Origin of the sequence: Meridianimarinicoccus roseus (assembly GCF_003172915.1) — a bacterium.
Taxonomy (GTDB): Bacteria; Pseudomonadota; Alphaproteobacteria; order Rhodobacterales; family Rhodobacteraceae; genus Meridianimarinicoccus; species Meridianimarinicoccus roseus.
In genome coordinates this window covers 1-18,992 of sequence record NZ_QGKU01000052.1, presented here as the reverse complement: position 1 = coordinate 18,992, position 18,992 = coordinate 1, and the positions used below count along the sequence as shown (strand labels likewise).

Sequence of the window (18,992 nt, the reverse complement as noted above, 5' to 3'; positions counted from 1 at the left end):
TTGTCTTGGGGAGATTATTGTCAATGAAGTGTTTTTCACCGCATGTCCTTGCCGTCGCCCTGTCCGCCTCTTGCGCGCAGGCCGCCTCGATCTCGGATTTCGATCTTTCGCAACTCGTGTTCGACGTCCAGACCGAGGCCGTGACCGGGCCGAATTAGGGTAGATACACTGGACGTTCGGGTCTGACAGGCAGCACAATCGGCTTTTCTATTCTCGCCTACGATCCCCTTGCGGATGTAAGCGCGACGCAAGCCTTTGAATTTCCGGGCGTGACCGGGCTGGGCAGTCCAGCCTTCGAACATGTCCATGTTGGTCGCCAATTTACAATCAGTTTCGACAGCGAAATCTCGCGGCTTCTGATCTATGCGGAGAACGGCGGGACCGCCTTGCTGACCGGGATCGACCTGGGATTTGCGCCGTGCGATTTCGGTGGCGCGACCGCTGCCAGCGGAGCGACGGGGTTCACGGTGAACACGTCGCACACAGCGTCGTACTTCCTCTACGAATTCGCTACGCCGACAACCTCAGTCGTCAACGTCTTCTCCGGCGGAACGAGCGACGGATTCGACATGGCCTTCTTCGCGCAGGCGGCTCCGGGCGCACAGGTGCCGCTTCCGGCAGGTCTGCCGCTGGTCCTTGCCGGCCTGGGCGCGCTGGTGATGCTGCGCCGACGCATCTGAGGGCGATCCGCGCCGACGATCCGGACCGGGTGGCTCCGTCGCAGGTTGCGGCGGAACTGGCATCGGCAGAGCCGCCGCAGAGGTCCGCCGCCGCTGTCAGCCCTGGCGGCGCCGCATTGCGCCAAGGGCGCCGAATGCCGCGAGGCTCAGCCACAGCCCGGCGGGCAGCGGCACTTGCGGAACGGCGATCCCGCCGATCTCCGTCGAGAAGATCGTGTTCGGATCGCCACCGAGATAGCCGATGATCCGCATCCGCCCGTTCGTGTTGAAGCTGCGCGCATCGGTCAGGATCGCCGGGAACAGGCTTTCCTCCTGCGCCCCCGGCGCGATGGCGTCGATTTGCAGCGGCGTGTCGAAGCGGAAGGTCAGGCGGTTTCCGTCTGCGCTGCGCGAGACGCTCGAAAAGCCGGTGTCGCCGTCTCCGTCGGTCCGGAAATCGACATCCGTGGTGAAGCTGCCCCAGCCGTCGATCAAGAACGAGGTGATGAAGAAGGTTCCGCCGTCGATGTTCAGAGTGTCCCGGATTCTGGGCCCGAAGATCAGATCGCCGGTTACGTTGGAGACGCTGACGCGGTTCTGAACGGCACCTGCGACATTCGTGAACGGAGTGATCGGTGTCGGGTCTATGGCGAATGCGAGAAGATTGTCATTGATGACGATCCCGCCGAGTTCGGGCCTTGCCGCCGACGTGGTCCCGGCCGGGGCGATCACGCCGCCGGGCGCAAGCGGGAGCGCCGCTGCGGGCAGGCCCCAAAGCGCGATCGGTGCCGCCAATGCGGCGATGCAGTTCATGATACGGAAAGCCATGGCAGTATCCCCAATGTAAGATTACGCTAGGGAAATTATACCACGGGTTGCAAACAGCGGCGCATCCGGATTTCCGGACTTTGCGTCAGTTCCGGGCCGGTTCCGCCAGCTCGTCGAAGCATTCCAGCGCCTTCGCGGCATACATCAGCGACGGCCCGCCGCCCATCTGAACGCACATCGACAGCACCTCGCCGATCTCGTCGCGGGATGCCCCAAGGCGCACCAGTGCATCGATGTGAAACGCGATACACGGCTCGCACCGGTCTGCGACGGCGATCCCCAGCGCGACGAACTCCACCGTCTTGGCGTCCAGCGCTTTGGGTTCCTTCGCCGCCTTGCCAAGCGCGCCAAACCCTTTCGCAGTTGCGGGTTGCAGCGTGTTGAACGCCCGTAGCGCGCCGCGCATGTCCTTGATCTTGTCTGTCCAGTTCATAGTGCCTTCCTTGGCCGCCGAAACTCCGGTCCGGTATTGCATACTTGGCCGGAACCCCGCCGTGACCCAATGTGACACCCGGGCGCAATCGCCTGGGTTCGTGGTGTGTCGCGGCGCACTGTAGAACCCGTCTGGCCCGGTCATCATGGCCAGAGTGTTGTTGACGAGTGTCCGGTTTCCAAACGCGACGTGGACGGAGGAGGGAGAAGACCATGATCATCCGCAGCATCGAAGCGATCCTGAGTGATCGCCCGTTTCACACCATCACACCCGATCGCAGCGTGCGCGATGCCTGCCTGCAAATGGCGGAGGCCGATGTCGGAGCGCTTGCCGTCATGGCGCAGGGCCGTCTTGTCGGCATCCTGAGCGAGCGGGACGTGATCCGCAAATGCCTTGCTAGCGGGCGCCGCACAGACGAGACGCGCGTGGCCGAAATCATGACCGCCGATCCCGTAACGATAGATGCCGCTGCGCCACTGGCCGATGCCATGGGGGCGATGGTGACAGGCGGCTTCCGGCACCTTCCGGTCACGCGCTCGGGTGCCGCGGTCGGTATGCTGTCGATGCGCGACATCCCGACCGAGTATCGCCTGATGTTCGAACGGTTCCGCGAATATGCCGGACCGGCCGCCGCCGTCGGTGCCGGGGCGGGCCATGTCGGCGATGGGTCCGCCATCGCCGCGCAATAGCCGGCGCCGGACACGGCAACGCCGCCGGGTCGACCCGGCGGCGTTGCGAAGGGAGCGGTGGACCGCCGGTCAGTTCGGGATCGCGCCGGTCAGACCTTCGACATAGAAGTTCATGCCTGCGAGCGTGCCGTCATCGGCAACCTCGCCTTCGGCCAGCCACGCAGAGCCGTCCTGCTTGGTGAGCGGCCCGGTGAACGGGTGGTAGGTGCCACTGGCGATGCTGTCCATCAGCGCGCGCGCCTCGTTCGCCACGTCTTCGGGGACGGCATCGGTGATCTCGCCGATCTCGACCATGCCCTCGTCGATCCCGTGCCAGACCTGCTGGCTTTCCCAGGTGCCGTCCATCACCGCCTGCACGCGGTCGATGTAGTAGGGAGCCCAGTTGTCGATGATCGAGCTGACGCGCGGGCTGGGCTTGTACTGCGCCATGTCCGACGCCTGCCCGAAGCCGATCACCCCGCCGGCCTTCTCGGCGGCGGACAGCGGCGCGGTGCTGTCGGTATGCTGAAGGATCACGTCGGCGCCCTGTTCGATCAGCGCGGTGGCGGCGTCCGCCTCGCGGGCCGGATCATACCACGTGTTGGCCCAGACGATCTTGAATTCCACCTCCGGGTTGGCCTTGCGCGCGTGGATGAATGCCGCGTTGATGCCGCGGATCACCTCGGGGATCGGGAACGACCCGATATAACCGATGATATTGCTTTCGGTCATCTTGCCGGCGATGTGCCCTTGGATTGCGCGGCCTTCATAGAAGCGGGCCGAATAGGTCGACACGTTGTCGGCGGTCTTGTAGCCGGTGGCGTGTTCGAACTTCACGTTGGGGAACTTTGCCGCCACGTTGATCGTCGGGTCCATGTAGCCGAACGAGGTGGTGAAGATCAGGTCGGCGCCGGACAGCGCCATCTGGGTCAGAACGCGTTCCGCATCGGCCCCTTCGGGCACGCTTTCCTGGAACACCGTTTCGACCTGGTCGCCGAAATGCTGCTCGACCGCCAGACGGCCCTGGTTGTGTTCGTAGGTCCAGCCGCCATCGCCGACCGGGCCGACGAACACGAACCCGACCTTGACGGGATCCTGTGCGAGGGCCGGGGCGGCCAGTCCGGCGGCGACCAGCGCGCCGGTGAGAAGGGTGGTCAGTCTGTTCATGTCAGCGTCTCCGTGTTGGTTTGCGTTTCAAGGGGGCAAGGCCGCTGCGGACCTCGCGTTCGATTTCGTCCCGCAGGTCGGCCTCGATTTCCTTTTCGACCTGCTGCGCGACATCCGTGTGGATCAGCGCCGATGTGATCAGTGCCGTGGGGACGGCGATGACTCCCAGCCCGATGAACAGCAGCGCCGTGGTGAACATGCGTCCTTCGGCCGTAATCGGGTAGATGTCGCCGTAGCCCACGGTGGTGAAGCTGACGACCGCCCACCAAAGCGCCATCGGGATGGACGAGAACGCCTCGGGCTGGGCGTCGTGTTCGAAGATGTAGATGCCCACCGCGGCGATGTAGAGGATGATGAGCGCAAGGAACGCAAAGACCGCCAGTTCCCCGCGCGTCTGGCGCAACGCTATTTCCAGCCGCATCAGCGCGCGGTTGGTGTGCAGCAGCTTGAGCAGCCGCACGAGGCGCAGCAGTCGCAGCGACCGCACCGCCGCAAGTTGCGGGGACACGTAGCTGAGCAGCGGCAGAACGGCCAGCAGGTCGACGATCCCCCAGAAGCTGAGCGCGTAGCGCAGCGGTTGCGGCGCGCAGACCAGCCGCGTGAGGTACTCCGCCGCGAAGACCAACAGCACGGCGAATTCGAACAGGTAGAGTCCGCGCTCCGCCCAGCCCGGCAGGTCCGGCACGGTCTCGAGCGAGATCGCAAGCCCGGACAGGAAGATCAGCGCCTGATGCGCCAGTGCGATGCCACGCCCGGCCCGCGGATGCGTGCCATCCAGGATCTGCGGTATCTCGCTGCGGTGCACGCGCGGGCCGTCCTTCCCGGGTCATGAGCTTGCGTGGAACACCCGGCCAAGCGCGGCGGGCGCATTGAGGGCGACCCTGCGCCGGTCCGACGACATGACGACCAGCACCAGAATGGTTATCAGATAGGGAGAGATGGACAAGAGTTCGACCGGCACCCTCACGCCCGCCGCCTGCAGGTTCAGTTGCAGCACGGTGATCCCGCCGAAAAGGTAGGCCCCGAGCAGCACGCGCCACGGCCGCCACGCGCCGAACACCACCAGGGCAAGCGCGATCCAGCCCGCTCCGGCTGTCATGCCCTCGGTCCATTGCGGCACCCGCACGAGGCTGACATAGGCCCCGCCAAGCCCCGCCATCGCCCCGCCGAAGACGATCGCCAGCACGCGGATGCGTACCACCTTGTAGCCGAGCGCGTGCGCGCTGTCGTGGCTTTCACCTACCGCGCGCAGGATAAGCCCGGCCCGCGTGTAGCGGAGGAAGGCCCAGACCGCCGCGGTCAGCGCGATGGCGACATAGACCAGAAGGTCATGGCGCAACAGCACCGGCCCGATCAGCGGGATGTCCGACAGCGGGCCGAAATCCAGCGACCCGGTCGGCGGTGGCTTGATCCCGACATAGCCCTGGCCGATCAGCGCCGAGAACCCAAGTCCGAACAGCGTCAGCGCGAGCCCTGTTGCCACCTGGTTGGACAGCAGCACCTGCGTGAGCAGCGCAAAAACCAGCGACAACCCTGCGCCGCCAAGCGCCGCGCCCGCGAAACCGAGAGCCGGGCTGCCGGTTTCCACCGCCACGGCGAAGCCGCAGATCGCCCCGGTGATCATCATCCCCTCGACACCGAGGTTCAGCACGCCGGACTTTTCCACCACCATCTCGCCAATAGCGGCGAACAGGATGGGCGTGGCCGCCACCATAAGCGAGGCGAGCAGCAGTTCGATCGAAATCCCGGCCATCACGCCACCTCCCGCGTACCGAAGCGCAGGCGGTAGTTGGACAGCACGTCCACCGCCAGCAGGAAGAACAGCAACATGCCCTGGAAAGCCTGAATCGCGGCGGCGGGCACACCCAGCATGAACTGCGCCAGTTCGCCCCCGATATAGGTCAACGCCATCAGCAACCCGGCCAGCAGGATGCCCACCGGGTGGAGCCGCCCGAGGAAGGCCACGATGATCGCCGTGAAGCCGTAGCCCGACCCGAAATCGATGCTGATCTGGCCCGCGGGGCCGGTCACCTCGAACAGGCCCGCCATGCCGGCCAGCAGCCCCGACAGACCAAGGCAGATCACCACCAGCCGCGTCGGGTTCACGCCGGCGAAGCGTGCCGCGCGGGGTGCGGCGCCTGTCAGACGGATCTGGAAGCCCAGAAGGTGCCGTGACAGCAGCGCGTAGGCACCGATCACGGCGACGAAGGCGGCCACCACGCCCCAGTGCATCCCCGTCCCGGTGATCAGTTCCGGGTTCGCCGCGGCGGGCCATTGCTGGAAGTTGCGCGATCCGGGAAAGCCGCCGCCTTCGGGGTTACGCAGCAGTCCCAGCGCCGCAGAGGCGAGGAGTTGTTCGGCCACATAGACAAGCAGCAGCGACACAAGGATTTCGTTTGTATTGAACCGCGTCTTCAGGATCGCCGGGATCATCGCCCAGGCCCAGCCCCCAAGCGCGCCCGCCATCACCATTGCCGGGAAGACCAGAACGCTGCCCGACGGATACATCGCAAGCCCCACGCCGGCCCCGCAAAGCGCGCCGACGATATATTGCCCTTCCGCACCGATGTTCCACACGCCCGCGCGAAACCCGAGGCTGAGGCCGATGGCGATCAGGATCAGCGGCCCGGCCTTGACCAGAAGCTGGGGGCGCGAATAGGCGGCGAACTGGTCGTTGAACAGCGGGTCGTAGAAGATCGTCCGGATCGCCTCGAACGGGTCCTTGCCAAGCGCGGCGAACATCAGCCCGCCCGCCACCATCGTGGCCAGCACGGCGACCGGCGGGGTCAGCACGGTCCATGCCTGCGACGGGGTGGGGCGCTTTTCCAGCCGGATCATGCGCGCCGGGCCTTATGGGCGGCGTGTGCATGGTCCGTGCGCCGATGCAACGGGACGGACGGCCCGGCGCACCGCGCCTTCGGGGTGGGGTCACTGTGCGGCATGGGCCACCTCCATGTCATGCGCGCCGCCCATCATCAGGCCGATCTCATCAAGACTCAGCCCGGCGGTGGCGCGCGGATCGGTCAGCCGTCCGGCGTTGAGCGCGGCGAAGCGGTCGGCGATCTCCATCAACTCGTCAAGGTCCTGGCTGATGACGATCACGGCGGCGCCTTGTCCTGCGAGGTCCAGAAGCGCCTGCCGGATCGTCGCCGCCGCCGCCGCGTCCACGCCCCATGTCGGCTGGTTCACCACCAGAACGCGGGGCGCCTGAAGGATCTCGCGGCCGATCACGAATTTCTGCAGGTTGCCGCCAGACAAGGCCCGTGCGGCCACGTCGGCATTGGGCGTACGCACGTCGAAGGCTTCTATGATCCGGGCGGCGAAGGCGCGCGTTGCGGCCCAGTTGACCAGCCCGTGCGGTGCGAGTTTCTCGCGCACCGACCCGGTCAGCAGTGCGTTTTCCACCAGCGTCATGTCGGGTGCGGCGGCATGGCCCAACCGTTCTTCGGGCGCGGCCAGCACGCCAAGGCTGCGTCGGGTCTGCGGGGGAAGCGCGCCGATATCCACGCCGTCCACGAATACCCGCCCCGGCTCCTGCAGGCTTTCGCCCGACAGCACGGAAAGGAATTCGTCCTGTCCGTTGCCTGCGACGCCGCCGATGCCCATCACCTCGCCGGCCTGCACCTTGAGGGACAGCGCGTGCAGGTTGGTTCCGAAGGGCGTGGCCGCAGGCAGGGACACGCCGCGCAGTTCCAGCAGCGTTTCGCCATTTTCGCGGTGGCGGCGTTCGGGCGTGTGCAGCGTGGTGCCGACCATCAGTTCGGCCATCTCGCGCGCGGTGGTCTCGCGCGGCACGCAGGTGCCGACGACCTTGCCCCGACGCAGCACGGTGGCCGCGTCGCAAAGCGCGCGGATCTCGTCCAGCTTGTGGGAGATGTAGAGGATCGCGGTGCCCTCCGACGACAGCTTGCGAAGGGTGGCGAACAGGATCTCTACCTCCTGCGGGGTGAGCACGCTGGTGGGTTCGTCCATGATCAGAAGGCGCGGGTTCTGCAGCAGGCAGCGGATGATCTCCACCCGCTGGCGTTCGCCGGCCGACAACTCGCCCACCAGTCGCGCGGGATCGAGCGGCAGGCCGTAATCATGGCTGACCTGACGGATGCTTGCCGCCAGTTCGCGCCGCCGTGGCGGATTTTCCATCCCAAGCGCGATGTTCTCAGCCACGTCCAGCGCCTCGAACAGCGAGAAGTGCTGGAACACCATCGCCACGCCGTTGGTCCGTGCCTCGGACGGGCGGTCGGGCGTATAGGGTGCGCCGCGCAAGGCCATCCGTCCGGCGTCGGGCTTCACGAGCCCATAGATCATCTTGACCAGAGTGGACTTCCCGGCGCCGTTCTCGCCCAGCAGTGCATGGACCTCGCCCGGCGCTATGCGAAAGCTTACGCCGTCATTGGCGATCACGCCGGGATAGGCCTTCGTCAGCCCGTCAAGGGCAAGCAGCGTGTCGGTCATGCCTCACGTTCCTCCGGCTGTTGCGCCCGGGCGGCGCGGGCCAGCAACGCGGCCCCCACCCCCAGCGCGATGGCCTGCGGGTGCTTGCCGAGCGAGGGATCGCCGATCGGGCAGGTGATCCGGCCGATCCGGTCGGGCGTGTGGCCGAGCGCGGCCAGCCGAGTGCGGAAGCGGGCCCATTTGGTGGCCGACCCGATCAGCCCCGCCCCGGCGAAGCCGTGGCACAGCGCGGCGTGGCACAATTCCAGATCGAGCGCGTGGGAATAGGTCAGGATCAGGTGGTCGGCGTCGCGCGGCGCGCGCGGCATCAGCGTGGCGGGTGCGGGCGCGGACAGCACCGTCACGCCGGACGGCACGTCTGCCGGGAAGCGGTCCAGGGCTGTGTCCACCCAGGTCAGCGCAAGGTCTGGCAGCGGCGAAAGCACGCCCACTAGCGCCCGCCCGACATGGCCCGCGCCCCAGATCCAGACTGTCCGCGTCGGCGCAAGCAGCGGTTCGAGGAACCAGCCTTGCGACAGAAGCGGGGCGGGGGCCAGCCCTTCGCCGCGCGCGCGCCGAAGCGCCCGCCGAAGCGCCAGTGGCGGGGCGTCGGGCCCGGCGAAGCGGCGCAGGTAGGGCGCGGACGGGTCGATGGTCTGCAGCCGCTCGGCATCGAAGATCTCGGTCACGAGACTCACCGCGCCGCCGCAGCACTGCCCCAGCGACGGACCGAGCGGGCAACGGCGCAGGCTGTCGCGCCCGCCTTGCGCCAGCGACTCTCGGGCAAGGCGGGCCGCGTCGTATTCCAGCGCGCCGCCGCCGATCGTGCCGCTTTGCCCGCCGTCCCAGACTAGCATCGCTGCGCCCGGCTCCCGCGGGGCGGAGCCTTGCGCCGCGGCGACAGCCACGCGGGCCACCCGGCCACGGGCCGCCACCGTGGCGCGCAGGGCGGCCAGATCGAAGCTCATGCCGCGCCCTCCCGCACCTGCCGGATGGCGGTCAGAAGCCGTTCGGGCGTCGCCGGCGCATCGAGTGCGGGGTAACGGCCCCTGCCGTCCGGCGCGCAGGCGGCCACCGCGTCAGAAAGCGCCATAAGCGCCGAGATGCCCAGCATGAAGGGCGGCTCCCCCACCGCCTTGGAGCGGTAGATCGTGTCGGCGCGGTTCGCGGCGTCGTGCAGCGCGACGTTGAAGATGCGGGGCCGATCGCCCATCGCAGGGATCTTGTAGGTGGAGGGCGCGTGCGTTCGAAGCCGACCCGCGTCGTCCCAGACAAGTTCTTCCATCGTCAGCCAGCCCGCGCCCTGCACGTAGCCGCCCTCGATCTGGCCGATGTCCAGCGCCGGGTTCAGCGAGGTGCCCGCGTCATGGAGGATGTCGGTGCGCAGGATGCGGTTTTCGCCGGTCAGCGTGTCGAGCACCACCTCTGTGCAGGCCGCGCCGTAGGCGAAATAATAGAAAGGGCGTCCTTCGCCCCGGATCCGGTCCCAACGGATGTCGGGCGTGCGGTAGAAGCCCGTCGCGCTGAGGCTGATCCGCGCCATGTAGCATTCCGCCGCCGCGTCCTCGAAAGGTATCACGTCGCCGCCGACATGAACGCGGCCCGCCTCGAAGCGGACCTGTGCCGGGTCGGCCTGCCGCACCTCGGCCAGATGGGCGGCCATGCGGCCCCGGATCGTATCGCAGGCAGCGGCGACGGCCATGCCGTTCAGGTCCGACCCGCTGGAGGCGGCGGTGGCCGAGGTGTTGGGCACCTTGCCGGTGTCGGTAGCGGTGATCTTCACCGCGCCCACGTTCACCCCGAAACGCGCTGCGGCGACCTGCGCGACCTTCTGGAACAGGCCCTGTCCCATCTCGGTGCCGCCGTGGTTCATGGCGATGGACCCGTCTTGGTAGACATGCACCAGGGCGCCCGCCTGATTGAGATGCGTCAGCGTGAAGGAAATTCCGAACTTCACAGGCGTCAGGGCAAGCCCGCGCTTGAGAACCGGATTCTGCGCGTTCCACTCCGCTACTGCCGCGCGCCGGGCGGCATAGTCGCAGGACTCTTTCAGCCGACCGGTCAGGTCGTGCAGGCAGAAATCCGTGACCTCCTGCCCGTACGGGGTGTGTCGCCCGGTATTCTGATCGGAAGACTCCCGGGCTCGCGCGTACTGCCCCGACTGTCCGGTGTCGTTGCTTGCCTCGGGGTAGAAGTTGGCCTGCCGGATCTCCAGTGCGTCCCGCCCCAGCGCATGGGCGATATGGTCCATCACCCGTTCGATGCCCAGCATTCCCTGCGGGCCGCCGAAGCCCCGGAAGGCCGTCGCGCTTTGGGTGTTGGTGCGCAGCCGGTGCGAGGTGATGCGCACTGCCGGCAGCCAGTAGGCATTGTCGGCGTGCAGCATGGCGCGATCGGCCACCGGAAGAGACAGGTCCATCGCCCAGCCGCATCGCGCATATTGCACGAATTCGATGCCCGTGATCCGCCCGGCATCGTCGAAGCCCGCGTGGTAGTCGATCCGGAAATCGTGGCGTTTGCCGGTGATCATCATGTCGTCATCGCGGTCGTAGCGCATCTTGGCCGGGCGGCCGGTGCGCGCCGCGACCAGCGCGCAGGCGATCGCCAGCGCGTTGCCCTGGCTTTCCTTGCCGCCGAACCCGCCGCCCATGCGCCGGGTTTCGACCCGCACGGCATGCATCGGCACACCGAGTGCGTGGGCGACTTTGTGCTGGATCTCGGTCGGGTGCTGGGTAGAGGCATGCACCAGCATGTCGCCACCTTCCTGCGGTACAGCGGCGGCGGCCTGGCCTTCGAGGTAGAAATGCTCCTGCCCGCCGATCTCGATCCGGCCTTCGACCCGGTGCGCGGCTGCGGCTATGGCGGCCGCCGGATCGCCGCGGCCATAGATCCGCGGGCCGTCCTCGAACCGGGTGCCCGCGGCCAGCGCATCGTCGATGCCGAGGATCGGGGTGACCGCGTCGGTCACGGCACTGGCGGCGCGGGCGGCCTGGCGTGCGGCAAGGTGGCTGTGCGCGGCCACGAGGAACAGCGGCTGTCCGAGATAGTGGATCGTGCCGTCGGACAACAGGGGTTCGTCATGGTTGGAGGGCGAGCAATCCGGGTTGCAACCCAGATCCGCTGCCGACCACGCCCCGACCACGCCGGGCGCGGCCCGCACTGCCGCAAGGTCCAGCCCCGTCAACCGCCCGGCGGCGATGTCGCTGAGCCCGAAGGCAAGGTGGAGCGCGCCCGCGGGCAGCGGGATGTCGTCCACGTAGCGGGCCTGGCCGGTGACGTGCAGGCGGGCCGCGTCATGGGGCAGCGCCGCGCCGGGGCCGTGCGATGCCTGCGCCGGGAGCTTCGGATCTGCGTTCATGGCGTCACCTCCAGCGCCGAGACGGCGGTGCCGCGATCCTCCGCAAGGCAGCGGCGCAGCAGGTTGCGGGCGCTTTCAAGCCGGTAGGCGGCGCTGGCCCGCATGTCGCTGAGCGGCTGGAAATCCTTGGCGAAGGCGGGCAGGGCGGCTTCGACCTTCGCGTCGGTCCAGGGGCGGCCGGTCAGGGCGGCTTCGACGGCTGCGGCGCGCTTGGGGATGCCGGCCATGCCGCCGAAGGCGATACGCGCGTCGGTGACGATGCCGTCGTCGACGGTGATGCGGAAGCAGCCGCACAGCGCCGAGATGTCCTGATCGAACCGCTTGGAAATCTTGTAGCAGCGCAGCCGGTCCGGCTGGCGCGGGATCGTCACCGCCTCGACGAATTCGCCGGGAGCGCGGTCCTGCTTTCCGTAGTCGAGAAAGAATTCCTCAAGCGGCAGGGCGCGGCGGACGCCGCCGCGGCGCAGATGCAGCGTCGCGCCAAGCGCGATCAGCGCGGGTGGGCTGTCGCCGATCGGCGAGCCGTTGGCGATGTTGCCGCCGATGGTGGCGGCGTTGCGCACCTGCACCGATCCGTAGCGGCGGATCAGGGCGGCGAAAGAGGGATGGTGGGCCTCCATCACAGGGAGAAGGTCGCTGAGCGTGGCCATCGCGCCGATCCGGATCGTGTCGTCCGAGACGGTGATACCGCGCAGATCCTCGCAGCCGTTCAGGAAGGCGACAGGCCCCAGGTCGCGGAACTGCTTGGTCACCCAAAGCCCGACATCGGTGGCACCGGCGATCAGTGTGCCGCCAGGGTTCGCGAGGTACCAGTCGGCCAGCGCGTCTGCGCTGCCGGGGCAGGCCGGAGCGGCGGCGTCCGCCGCGCCGCCCGTGGCCGCCGGTGCGCCCGCCGCCGGGTGGCCGCCTTCGGTGCCGGTTGCCGCGGCCCCGCGCGAGGCGAGGTCCGGGGCGCGGAAGCGTGCGCATTCGGCGGCGATATGCGTCGGGACAGGCATCAGCGCCGCGGCATCCGCCGCCCGCGCGATCGGCGCATAGCCCGTGCAGCGGCAAAGATTGCCGGCAAGCTGCGTGTCGTGGTCCCGCGCGCCGTTCGCATGCGCCACCGCCATCGACATCACGAAGCCGGGCGTGCAAAATCCGCATTGCGCGCCGTGGTGTTCGATCATCGCCTGCTGCACAGGGTGCAGCGCACCATCGGGTGAAGTCAGCCCTTCGACCGTCCGCACGGCCTTGCCGTCCAATTGCGGCAGAAACAGGATGCAGGCGTTTAGCGCACGGGCGCCGGTCCGGTCTGTGACCATCACCGTGCAGGCCCCGCAATCGCCTTCGTTGCAGCCTTCCTTGGTTCCCGTCAGGCCCCGCGCCTCGCGCAGCCAGTCCAGAAGAGTGCGCGTGGGCGGCTCGCCCTCGATGCGCACAGACTCCCCGTTCAGAGTGAACTCCACCATGGTGCAGAAATCTCGCCGCCTTACCCGTTTCGTGGATCCCATAGGGGACTGGTCGATGCGGCGTAGACCAGCCCGGACCTTTTGCGCGGTCAAGAAGACAGGCGATTTGCGCGTTTGGCAAGGGGAAGCTGCCCCGAAAACGGGCATCGCCCGCGCGCTTGCCCGCGTGCCGGGCAGTTTCGCCCGCGCAGGCTTCGGCGCTCCGGGGTGCTGGCGGCCCTGATTACGCCTTTTGCGGCGGCGCACCCCAAGATATGGTGGTGCTATGCCCGAGACACCGCGATTCATCCACCTGCGCCTGCACACCGAATACTCCCTGCTGGAAGGAGCGGTGCGACTGAAATCGCTGCCCGGTCTCATCGCGGGGCTGGGCATGCCGGCCGTCGCCGTGACCGACACCAACAACATGTTCGGCGCGCTTGAATTCTCGGTCGGGGCGGCCAAGGCCGGGGTCCAGCCGATCATCGGCTGCCAGTTTGACCTAGCCTATGCGCCGCCCGAACCGGGAGGCCGGGCGCTGCCGCCCGCGCCGCTGGTGCTGCTGGCGCAAAACGAGGTGGGTTATCGCAACCTGCTGAAGCTTAACTCCGCGCTCTATCTTGGCAAGGCGGGGGAGTTGCCGCAGGTCACGTCCGAAGACCTGGCGGCCCATTCGGACGGGCTGATCGCGCTGACTGGCGGGCCAGACGGGCCGGTCGGGCGTCTGCTGCGCAGTGGCCACCGGGCCCGCGCCGAGGCGCTGGTGCAGCGCCTGTCCGAGATCTACCCGGCGCGGCTTTACATCGAGTTGCAGCGCCACCCCGGCGAGGACGGCGCCCCAGAGGCCGAGACGGCGACCGAACGGGGACACGTGGAAATGGCGTATGCGATGGGCTTGCCGCTGGTGGCCACGAACGACGTCTATTTCCCCGAAGCGAAGATGTACGAAGCGCATGACGCGCTGATCTGCATCGCCGAAGGGGCCTATGTCGACCAGTCGCAACCGCGGCGGCGGCTGACCCCGCAGCATTACCTGAAATCGCCCGAAGAGATGGCGACGCTGTTCGCCGATCTGCCCGAAGCGCTGGAAAACACGGTCGAGATCGCACGCCGCTGTGCCTTCCGTGCCAAGACGCATGACCCGATCCTGCCCCGCTTCGCCGAAAACGAGGTGGAAGAACTGCGCAATCAGGCCCGCGCGGGGCTGGCCGCGCGGTTGGCGGTGATCCCCCATGCCGCGCCCGTCCCGGATTACGAGGCGCGGCTGGAGTTCGAGCTGGGCATCATCGAGGGGATGGGCTTTCCGGGCTACTTCCTGATCGTCGCCGATTTCATCAAGTGGGCGAAGGAGCACGACATTCCGGTAGGGCCGGGGCGCGGGTCCGGCGCTGGGAGTCTTGTCGCCTATGCACTGACGATCACCGACCTTGACCCGCTGCGTTACTCGCTGCTGTTCGAGCGGTTCCTGAACCCCGATCGCGTATCGATGCCCGATTTCGACATCGACTTCTGCATGGACCGCCGCGAGGAGGTGATCCACTACGTGCAGGAGAAGTATGGCCGCGACCGGGTGGGGCAGATCATCACCTTCGGTGCGCTTCTGTCCAAGGCGGCGGTGCGCGATATCGGGCGCGTGCTGCAGATGCCCTACGGGCAGGTGGACCGCTTGTCCAAGATGATTCCGGTGGAGGGTGTGAAGCCTGTCAGCATCGAGAAGGCGCTGGCGGACGAACCGCGCCTGCGCGAGGAAGCCCGCCGCGAGGAAGTTGTGAACCGCCTGCTGACCTACGGCCAACAGGTCGAGGGGCTGCTGCGCAACGCGTCCACCCATGCCGCCGGCGTGGTTATCGGCGATCGGCCGATCGACGAGCTTGTCCCGCTTTACCAGGATCCACGGTCGGACATGCCCGCAACGCAGTTCAACATGAAATGGGTCGAACAGGCGGGGCTGGTGAAGTTCGACTTCCTCGGCCTGAAAACGTTGACGGTAATCCAGAACGCGATCGAACTGATCCACGGCGCGGGGCGCCCGCTGCACGTCGCCGCCGACGGCACGGTGATCTACGAGCCGTTCGAGGGGGCGGAGAACGACATCGGCCAGATCCCCCTGGACGACGAAAAGACCTACCGGCTTTACGCAAGCGCAAAGACTGTGGCGGTGTTCCAGGTGGAAAGCTCGGGCATGATGGACGCACTGCGCCGCATGAAGCCGACATGCATCGAGGACATCATCGCCCTTGTCGCGCTTTACCGTCCCGGCCCGATGGAGAACATCCCGACCTTCTGCGAGGTCAAGAACGGGCTGCGGGAGCGCGCCTCGATCCATCCCAGCATCGACCACATCCTGGACGAGACGCAGGGCATCATCGTCTACCAGGAACAGGTGATGCAGATCGCGCAGGAAATGGCGGGCTACACGCTGGGCGGCGCCGATCTTCTGCGCCGCGCCATGGGCAAGAAGATCCAGGAGGCAATGGACGCCGAACGACCCAAGTTTCTTGCGGGAGCCGCGAAGAACGGGGTGGACAAGGACAAGGCGCTGGAGGTGTGGAACCTTCTCGACAAGTTCGCCAATTACGGCTTCAACAAGTCGCACGCCGCCGCCTATGCCGTGGTCAGCTACCAGACCGCATGGCTGAAGGCGAACCACCCGGTGGAATTCATGGCCGGCGTGATGAATTGCGACATCCACCTCACCGACAAGCTGGCCGTCTTCGCCGAAGAGGTTCGCCGCGGGCTGGGGATCGAGGTCGTACCGCCCTGCGTGAACCGCTCCGCCTCGCGCTTCACCGTGTCCGAGGGACGGCTTGTCTACGGGCTGGGCGCGCTCAAGAATGTCGGGATCGAGGCGATGCGCCTGATCGAGGACGCCCGCGCCGCCGAGGGCGGCAAACCCTTCGTGACGCTGTTTGATTTCGCAAGGCGAGTGGACCTGAAGCGGATCGGCAAGCGCCCGCTTGAAATGCTGGCCCGCGCCGGTGCCTTCGACGAACTGGACCGCAACCGCCGCCGTGTCTTCGGTGCGATGGATGCGCTGATGGCCTATTCTGCCGCCATCCACGACCAGCGCGCTTCGGCGCAGGTGTCGCTGTTCGGCGAGGCGGGGGACGATCTGCCCGAACCGCGGCTGCCGCAGGTGGACGACTGGCTGCCGATGGAACGACTGGGCGAGGAACACATGGCGATCGGCTTCTACCTGTCCGGCCATCCGCTGGACGACTACATGGCGGCGCTGAAACGGTCGGGCGTGAAGACGCTGGCAGAGGTGGAGCAGGCCGCCCGGCGCGCTCCACTGGTTGCCAAGTTGGCCGGGGCCGTGGCTGCGCGTCAGGAACGCAAGTCGGCGCGCGGCAACCGCTATGCCTTCGTCAGTCTTTCGGACCCGTCGGGCCTGTACGAGGTCACCGTCTTCTCCGAGACGCTGGAGGCAGCGCGGGAGAATCTGGATCCGGGCTGCAACGTCGTTCTAAGCGTGGAAGCGACAATCGAGAGCGACCAGCTCAAGCTGCTGTGCAAGGGTGTGACCCCTGTGGACGATGTCGTTGCCGGGGCGGGCGTGGCCGGCCTGAAGATCTATTTCGACCCGCATGCCGATGTCGGACCGGTAGTGTCTCTGCTCGACCGGGTGACGAAGGACAGCCCGCGCCGCGCGCGCGCGCCCGTCAGCCTGTGCCTTCTGGTCAATGATGGCGATCTGGCCGAGGTGGATATCCCGCTGCCACACCCATGTGCGATCACGCCCCAGATCCGAAGCGCGGTGAAGTCGCTTCACGGCGTCGTCATGGTCGAGGACATGTAGGAAACCCTTTCGTCCCGACTGCGCGCTCAAGCTCATCTATTCCAGTGGACGGAAATCGTGACATTTGTGGGCCTCTGTCAACGTCGGCGCAAGATCCGGCCACGGGGCGGAGCAAAAGTCGTCCGGTCTGGGCGTGATCGGTGCCTTGGCAAATGCGCTCCGCACATAGCAGTCGGTTGCCAAGGCGCCTTGGTCCGCGAGGACCAAACTCGGTCTTGGTTCAGTAGTTCTGCCGGGCCATGCTTTGAGCGAGGCGATAGCTGTCGCCGTTCATCTCCAGGATGCTGACATGGCGGGGCACGCTGTGGGGCTTCACGATGGACAAGGTCGCGGCCGAGGGCCCGGTGCAGGTCCCTTCGGGCGGAACGGCCTGCGTTACGGCAGAGCAGGTCGGCGCGGCGGCGGCGGGCGCGGTCGAGCGCTCCGGACCGCATGCCGCCTGGCCGATCGGGGGCGAAAACCTCTCGTACCGAGAGATCTACGGCATGTTCGCCGATGCGCTCGGGGTCACGCCCGACTTCGTCCCGGCGGACACAAGCGCTGCGCACGCAGCGGCCGAAGCACAGCGGCGCCGTCTCGCCGACGCGGGGATCGAGACCGGTTACGATCCGCTCGATGTCGCCCTCTGGCAGGAGCAGGACCTGTTTCTCGACCCAGGCCCAGCGATGACCGCGCTCGGATACCCGCCCGACGACATCGCGAGAGCCATCCGGGACACCGTCGACGCCACGCGCAAGCATGGCGGTCAGGGTCCCGCCTCACTCACGAAGCCTACATGACCCAGTTCCATGTTCCCACCGACCCCGCGACGTTCGTTCCTGATCGCTTCGCCGGTCAGGTGATGCTTGTGACCGGCGGTGGCGGGGGCATGGGCCTTGCCTGCGCGACACGCGCCGCGCGCGAGGGCGCCGCCGTGGTTCTTGCCGACATCAACGAGGAGGCTGCAACGGCCGCCGCCGCGGAAATATCCGGCGCGGGCGGACAGGCACTCGGGATCGGAGCCGACATCACCAGCCGGGACGACTGCACGCGCATGGTCGAGTCGGTCGTCGAGGCCTATGGCGGGCTCGACGTCGCGATCAACAACGCCGGCGTGATGGATGGCGGCCGCGACGGCCAGCCTGCGCCCCTGCACCTTGCCAACGACACCTATATTCGCGGCACTATCGAGATCAACGTGCTGGGCACCATGTATGCCTGCGCGGCCGAACTTTCCCGGATGGTCGAGCAGCAGCGCGGCGGCGCCATCGTCAACGTGGGCTCCCACACGGCCCTGACGGGGAGCGTGGGAACGCCCGCCTACGTGGCCAGCAAGCACGCGATCAGCGGGCTCACCCGCGCCATCGCGATGGACTACGCGCCGCACGGGGTTCGCTGCAACTCGGTCAACATGTGCGCGACGGACACGCCGATGCTGGAGCGCGCGATGGAGTTCGTGAGATCGCGCCACACGGAGGACAAGCCGGACACGCCGCGCGCCACGATGAAGTCTTCGGCGCTCATCGGCCGTGTCTCCACCGTCTGGGAGCAGGCGGCGGTCATCCTCTTCGTCGCTTCTCGGGACGCCAGCTACATGACCGGGGCGCTTGTCGCCTCCGACGGTGGGTGGACGGCCTACTGAGAGAAACGCCCCGTATGCGACGGCGCTTGGTGCATTCTTGAGGTTCGAGAGCCGGGCAATCGACGTGCTGCCGGTATGGTACTCTGGGCATCGTGAAGACCCACTCTGGGTCATTCATGGTGTGGACCGGCCTTGATGCTGCAACCGCCCCCCGGCGTCATCGATGTGCCGAGGTGGGATCGCAACAATCCGTATTGGGAGGCGGTCATGTCGGAGATTATCACGGTCGGACTGGATCTGGCGAAGAATGTGTTCCAGGTCCACGGCGCAGACAGCGAAGGCAGAGCTGTTTTACGAAAGAAGCTCAGAAGAGCTCAAGTGATTGAGTTCTTCGCCAAGTTACCGCCCTGTCTCGTGGCGATGGAAGCCTGCGGTGGCGCCCATTTCTGGGGGCGGGAGCTGGCACGGCTCGGCCATGACATCAGACTGATCCCGCCTGCCTACGTGAAGCCGTTCGTCAACCGGCAAAAGAACGATGCAGCTGACGCGGAGGCGATCCGCGAAGCTGCGCAGAGACCGAACATGCGCTTCGTGCCCGTGAAGAGCGAAGAAACGCAGGGGGCGGCCAGCGTCTTCCGCGTCCGGGAATTGCTCGTCC

At 67.1% G+C, this 18,992-nt stretch carries 17 protein-coding genes; 7 read left to right on the top strand and 10 right to left on the bottom strand.

Going from position 1 to position 18,992, the window contains the following annotated elements; translation table 11 throughout:
* The first annotated feature begins 23 nt into the window (after window positions 1-23).
* Complete coding sequence (locus tag DKT77_RS21390) at window positions 24-158, top strand: hypothetical protein (RefSeq protein ID WP_274520100.1); 135 nt, start codon at window positions 24-26, stop codon at window positions 156-158.
* Between the two features lie 111 nt (window positions 159-269).
* Complete coding sequence (locus tag DKT77_RS17285) at window positions 270-680, top strand: VPLPA-CTERM sorting domain-containing protein (RefSeq protein WP_109812926.1); 411 nt, start codon at window positions 270-272, stop codon at window positions 678-680.
* Between the two features lie 96 nt (window positions 681-776).
* Here the strand turns inward: DKT77_RS17285 and DKT77_RS17280 are convergent, their stop codons facing one another.
* Both DKT77_RS17280 and DKT77_RS17275 read right to left on the bottom strand, forming a co-directional pair.
* Window positions 777-1,487: a VPLPA-CTERM sorting domain-containing protein gene (locus DKT77_RS17280; RefSeq protein WP_109812925.1), complete on the bottom strand. Its 711-nt coding sequence runs from the start codon at window positions 1,485-1,487 to the stop codon at window positions 777-779.
* 85 nt (window positions 1,488-1,572) lie between these two features.
* Window positions 1,573-1,920, bottom strand: a complete 348-nt coding sequence (locus tag DKT77_RS17275) for a carboxymuconolactone decarboxylase family protein (protein ID WP_109812924.1) — start codon at window positions 1,918-1,920, stop codon at window positions 1,573-1,575.
* Window positions 1,921-2,132: 212 nt separating this feature from the next.
* Here DKT77_RS17275 and DKT77_RS17270 point away from each other — a divergent pair, with 212 nt between their 5' ends.
* Window positions 2,133-2,609, top strand: a complete 477-nt coding sequence (locus DKT77_RS17270) for a CBS domain-containing protein (RefSeq protein WP_109812923.1) — start codon at window positions 2,133-2,135, stop codon at window positions 2,607-2,609.
* Window positions 2,610-2,678: 69 nt separating this feature from the next.
* On the opposite strand, the gene DKT77_RS17265 is transcribed toward DKT77_RS17270, so the two are convergent.
* The 8 genes from DKT77_RS17265 to xdhA form a co-directional block, all read right to left on the bottom strand.
* The gene (locus DKT77_RS17265) at window positions 2,679-3,755 is read right to left on the bottom strand and encodes a BMP family ABC transporter substrate-binding protein (RefSeq protein ID WP_109812922.1); all 1,077 of its coding nucleotides are present in this window, start codon (window positions 3,753-3,755) and stop codon (window positions 2,679-2,681) included.
* A 1-nt stretch (window position 3,756) separates the two neighbouring features.
* On the bottom strand, window positions 3,757-4,560 hold the full coding sequence (locus tag DKT77_RS17260; protein ID WP_109812921.1) for an ion transporter: 804 nt from the start codon (window positions 4,558-4,560) through the stop codon (window positions 3,757-3,759).
* Window positions 4,561-4,581: 21 nt separating this feature from the next.
* Complete coding sequence (locus tag DKT77_RS17255; RefSeq protein WP_109812920.1) at window positions 4,582-5,508, bottom strand: ABC transporter permease; 927 nt, start codon at window positions 5,506-5,508, stop codon at window positions 4,582-4,584.
* Window positions 5,508-6,593, bottom strand: coding sequence for an ABC transporter permease (locus tag DKT77_RS17250; RefSeq protein WP_109812919.1), 1,086 nt, complete (start codon window positions 6,591-6,593; stop codon window positions 5,508-5,510). Before DKT77_RS17250 ends, DKT77_RS17255 begins: the two co-directional genes overlap by 1 nt.
* Before the next feature lie 90 nt (window positions 6,594-6,683).
* Window positions 6,684-8,207: an ABC transporter ATP-binding protein gene (locus DKT77_RS17245; RefSeq protein ID WP_109812918.1), complete on the bottom strand. Its 1,524-nt coding sequence runs from the start codon at window positions 8,205-8,207 to the stop codon at window positions 6,684-6,686.
* On the bottom strand, window positions 8,204-9,154 hold the full coding sequence (xdhC, locus tag DKT77_RS17240; RefSeq protein ID WP_109812917.1) for a xanthine dehydrogenase accessory protein XdhC: 951 nt from the start codon (window positions 9,152-9,154) through the stop codon (window positions 8,204-8,206). Before xdhC ends, DKT77_RS17245 begins: the two co-directional genes overlap by 4 nt.
* Window positions 9,151-11,544 carry a xanthine dehydrogenase molybdopterin binding subunit gene (gene xdhB, locus DKT77_RS17235; protein ID WP_109812916.1) on the bottom strand — a complete coding sequence of 798 codons (2,394 nt, stop codon included), beginning with the start codon at window positions 11,542-11,544 and terminating at the stop codon, window positions 9,151-9,153. The genes xdhC and xdhB overlap by 4 nt, the downstream gene beginning before the upstream one ends.
* Window positions 11,541-12,995: a xanthine dehydrogenase small subunit gene (gene xdhA, locus DKT77_RS17230; protein WP_109812915.1), complete on the bottom strand. Its 1,455-nt coding sequence runs from the start codon at window positions 12,993-12,995 to the stop codon at window positions 11,541-11,543. Before xdhA ends, xdhB begins: the two co-directional genes overlap by 4 nt.
* 265 nt (window positions 12,996-13,260) lie before the next feature.
* Between xdhA and dnaE the strand changes: the two genes are divergently transcribed.
* The 4 genes from dnaE to DKT77_RS17215 form a co-directional block, all read left to right on the top strand.
* Complete coding sequence (gene dnaE / locus DKT77_RS17225) at window positions 13,261-16,773, top strand: DNA polymerase III subunit alpha (protein ID WP_109812914.1); 3,513 nt, start codon at window positions 13,261-13,263, stop codon at window positions 16,771-16,773.
* 317 nt (window positions 16,774-17,090) lie between these two features.
* Window positions 17,091-17,552, top strand: coding sequence for a Rossmann-fold NAD(P)-binding domain-containing protein (locus DKT77_RS21170; protein ID WP_238547981.1), 462 nt, complete (start codon window positions 17,091-17,093; stop codon window positions 17,550-17,552).
* Entirely contained in the window at window positions 17,549-18,394 is an 846-nt protein-coding gene (locus DKT77_RS21165) for an SDR family NAD(P)-dependent oxidoreductase (RefSeq protein WP_238547980.1), read from the top strand. Before DKT77_RS21170 ends, DKT77_RS21165 begins: the two co-directional genes overlap by 4 nt.
* A gap of 207 nt (window positions 18,395-18,601) precedes the next feature.
* A partial coding sequence (locus DKT77_RS17215) for an IS110 family transposase (protein ID WP_146205033.1) occupies window positions 18,602-18,992 on the top strand: 391 nt, incomplete at its 3' end.